We start from the raw sequence: 2683 nt of genomic DNA, 5'->3' as shown, positions 1-2683 counted from the left end.
ACACCAGCTTGCAGATGATCCACCTGGCGTTCCTGGCGTTCCTGGCGTTGCTGCTTAGAAGACTTTGAACAGGCTCTTAGGTCAACCGATACACATGGACGTGGTTGTGCAGATTCACCGGGGTGGTGTAGCTGGTGTCGTAGTCGGCTTGCGAACCGTTGTCGTCCCACTGCACAGCGGCGCCGATGCGGCGGTTGGCGGTGCCGGCAGCCACTGCCGCAGCCATGCCGGCTTCCATCAGATCGATTTCGCCGCGACCGGGCCATACGCCGATCGTGCCCAGCATCCAGTACGCTGGCCACAGCCGGTTGCCGACCACCGGCGTCTTGATGCGGGCTTCCAGCGTGCCTTATGTGACGTGCATACGGCTTTCGGTCTTGAGCCTCGCCGAGGGAAACGGCATGCCCTGAAATGCCTCGCGCCGCGCCTCGATGACCCGCCGACCATTGTCGATACGCGCCTTCTCGGCATGGCTGGTGGAGTACTCCATCTCGCAATTACCCCAACCGCATAAACCGATCTGGCAACCGTTGCCGACGTCGTAGGTGCATGTGTTGCCGTCGATGCCCGGCCCGTTGAAGTTGTCTTCCAACGCCAGGGTTTGCGCCTGCGCACTCGGCGAGAGGGCCATGCCCAACACAACGGCGAACTGCACAGCGACGCTGCGTAGCGTGTTCATTGGGTGCTTCCCCAAAAGGCGGACTCGCCTCCGTGGAGAAGCGACGCTGCGCAGCGGCTACTTCAGTGTCAAAGCAATTGTGGGGCGTTTTTTAGTTTCGTTGTGTTCATTTCGGAATAGTCCATCATTGACATGATGCCGGTCGCAAACGCAGTCTGTGTGGTGTTGCGCCGCAGCACGTGTTTGCGATTGTTGTGATGCGCGATTGGTGAATTGCACAAGCCATGGCATGTGGATGAAAGCGATGACGCACGTATCGATCATGCACGGATCCAAGCGCTAACACCGGTCATGCAACAGCGCTCTTTCGCATTGGCGGCGAGAGACCGGCATCTCCGAAAGATCCAGATGCAGTCGCACGCGTATCGAAGAACACGCCAGTTGGCTCTCTTATAACGCACACGCGCCGACGGATACCTCAATGCCCCGCGTGCACCGTCCACGCCACCAGCCGTATCACCAACGGCCGCACCACCAGCACACAACAGAACGCGGTGGGCATCGCAATGCGGTAGGCGTCCAGTACACGCCACACATAGCCGGGTGCCAGCCCGGTAGTGGCGCCGGTGATCACCAGGCACATCGGCAGCGCCATGATCGCCGCCATGTAGAACGCGAAGACGAACGGGTTGGCACGCACGCCGAGTTTCCAGCGCGTGCGCACCAATGAGGAGGAGGGGGGAGATGACGACATGGGATGATCTCGATTGCCGCGGAACCGCAGTGTGGGCAGCACTGTAGAGACGCCACCTCAGCCGGGGTAGATCGCGTAGCCTTGCGGCTTACGTAAGAAAAAATTACGAATCGTTTGGTAATACGTGCCTAACAAATGAACATTCTTCGGTCCATCCGTAGTTTTGTCAGCACCGTCAATGCCGGCAGCATTGCCGGTGGCGCCAAGTTGCTGGGGGTCAGTGCGGCCGCGGTCAGCCAGAACATCGCCCGTCTGGAACAGCACCTGGGCGTGCGTTTGTTGCACCGGACCACGCGCAGCCTGGCGCTCACCGAGCGCGGCACGCTGTACTTCGAACAGGTGCGGCAGTTGGAGCGGGACCTGGAACGCGCGCGGCAATCGGTCGCCGGTCCACAACAGGCCCCGGCCGGACGTTTGCGCGTGGCCAGCACCGCCGCGTTCGCACGCCATGTGCTCGCACCGATGTTGCCGGCGCTGCGCCAGCGCTATCCGCAACTGGACATCGAACTGCTGTGCACCGACCGCGCCGTTCAGCACGCGCAGGAAAGCGTGGATGTCAGTGTGCGTATCGAAGCGCAGCTGGTAGACGGCCTGGTGGCGCGCTGCATCGCGCAGGTGCCGCTGGTGGTCTGCGCGTCGCCGGAGTACCTGGCCCGTTGCGGTACGCCGCAGATCCCGGACGAATTGAAATACCACCACTGCCTGTTGCTGCGTTACCCCGTCGGCGGGCGTTGTCTGCCTTGGAATTTCGTGCGCAATGGCGTGCGCTTCCAGCCGGAGCTGGGCAAGGCGATGGTTAGTGACGATATCGATGCGCTCGCCAGCATGGCCGCCGCCGGTGGCGGCATCGCGCGGCTGGCCGCCTATGTCGTGCAGCCCTACCTTCAACGCGGCGAGCTGCAGCCGCTGTTCGTGCCCGATACCCGCGCAACGACCCAGGCCGCGCCCGAACCACTACGGATCTACCTCTGCGTTGCCGACCGCCGCGACTTCACCCCGAAGGTGCGCGCCTTCATGGGCCACGTACTCGAACGCCTGCCGGCGCAATGGCGCTTTACCGAGCCTGCGCTGACATCTGCGCCCGCTCAGGCAGCAGCTGGTCTCTAGGAAAGGTCTGAACAACTCGCAAGACCCAAAAATATCAGCACCGAGAGCGCCATAACGCGCGAATTGGGTATGTAAGACGAGATTTTGCGCGTATCTGGCGGCGTCAGCTGCCGCCGGACAGCCTGATGCCTTGGCCGGCAATCACTGCCGGCGCACCATCCATAGATTGGATAGCGCAAACAGCGTCAGCACCTGCGCGGTGT

2 protein-coding genes and 1 pseudogene are annotated in these 2683 nt (G+C 62.1%); 1 reads left to right on the top strand and 2 read right to left on the bottom strand.

Features of this window, described 5'->3' with window-relative positions; all coding sequences use genetic code 11:
* Positions 1–79: 79 nt before the first annotated feature.
* Together XpopCFBP1817_RS23815 and XpopCFBP1817_RS20350 are read right to left on the bottom strand one after the other, a co-directional pair.
* Positions 80–679: pseudogene (locus tag XpopCFBP1817_RS23815) on the bottom strand (glycoside hydrolase family 16 protein); the annotation flags it as partial.
* A gap of 418 nt (positions 680–1097) precedes the next feature.
* Positions 1098–1373 (bottom strand): DUF2798 domain-containing protein, encoded by a 276-nt coding sequence (locus XpopCFBP1817_RS20350; RefSeq protein WP_128418457.1) that lies wholly within the window; start codon positions 1371–1373, stop codon positions 1098–1100.
* A gap of 135 nt (positions 1374–1508) precedes the next feature.
* Here XpopCFBP1817_RS20350 and XpopCFBP1817_RS20345 point away from each other — a divergent pair, with 135 nt between their 5' ends.
* Entirely contained in the window at positions 1509–2480 is a 972-nt protein-coding gene (locus XpopCFBP1817_RS20345) for a LysR family transcriptional regulator (protein ID WP_128418456.1), read from the top strand.
* The last annotated feature ends 203 nt before the right edge of the window (positions 2481–2683 follow it).

Source organism: Xanthomonas populi, assembly GCF_002940065.1.
Taxonomy (GTDB): Bacteria; Pseudomonadota; Gammaproteobacteria; order Xanthomonadales; family Xanthomonadaceae; genus Xanthomonas; species Xanthomonas populi.
This window is presented reverse-complemented; position numbering and strand designations above follow the sequence as displayed.

Excerpts from the sequence above, each read along its gene's own strand:
- XpopCFBP1817_RS20350 (WP_128418457.1), bottom strand. The coding sequence starts at position 1,373 with ATGTCGTCATCTCCCCCCTCCTCCTCATTGGTGCGCACGCGCTGGAAA.
- XpopCFBP1817_RS20345 (WP_128418456.1), top strand. The coding sequence starts at position 1,509 with ATGAACATTCTTCGGTCCATCCGTAGTTTTGTCAGCACCGTCAATGCC.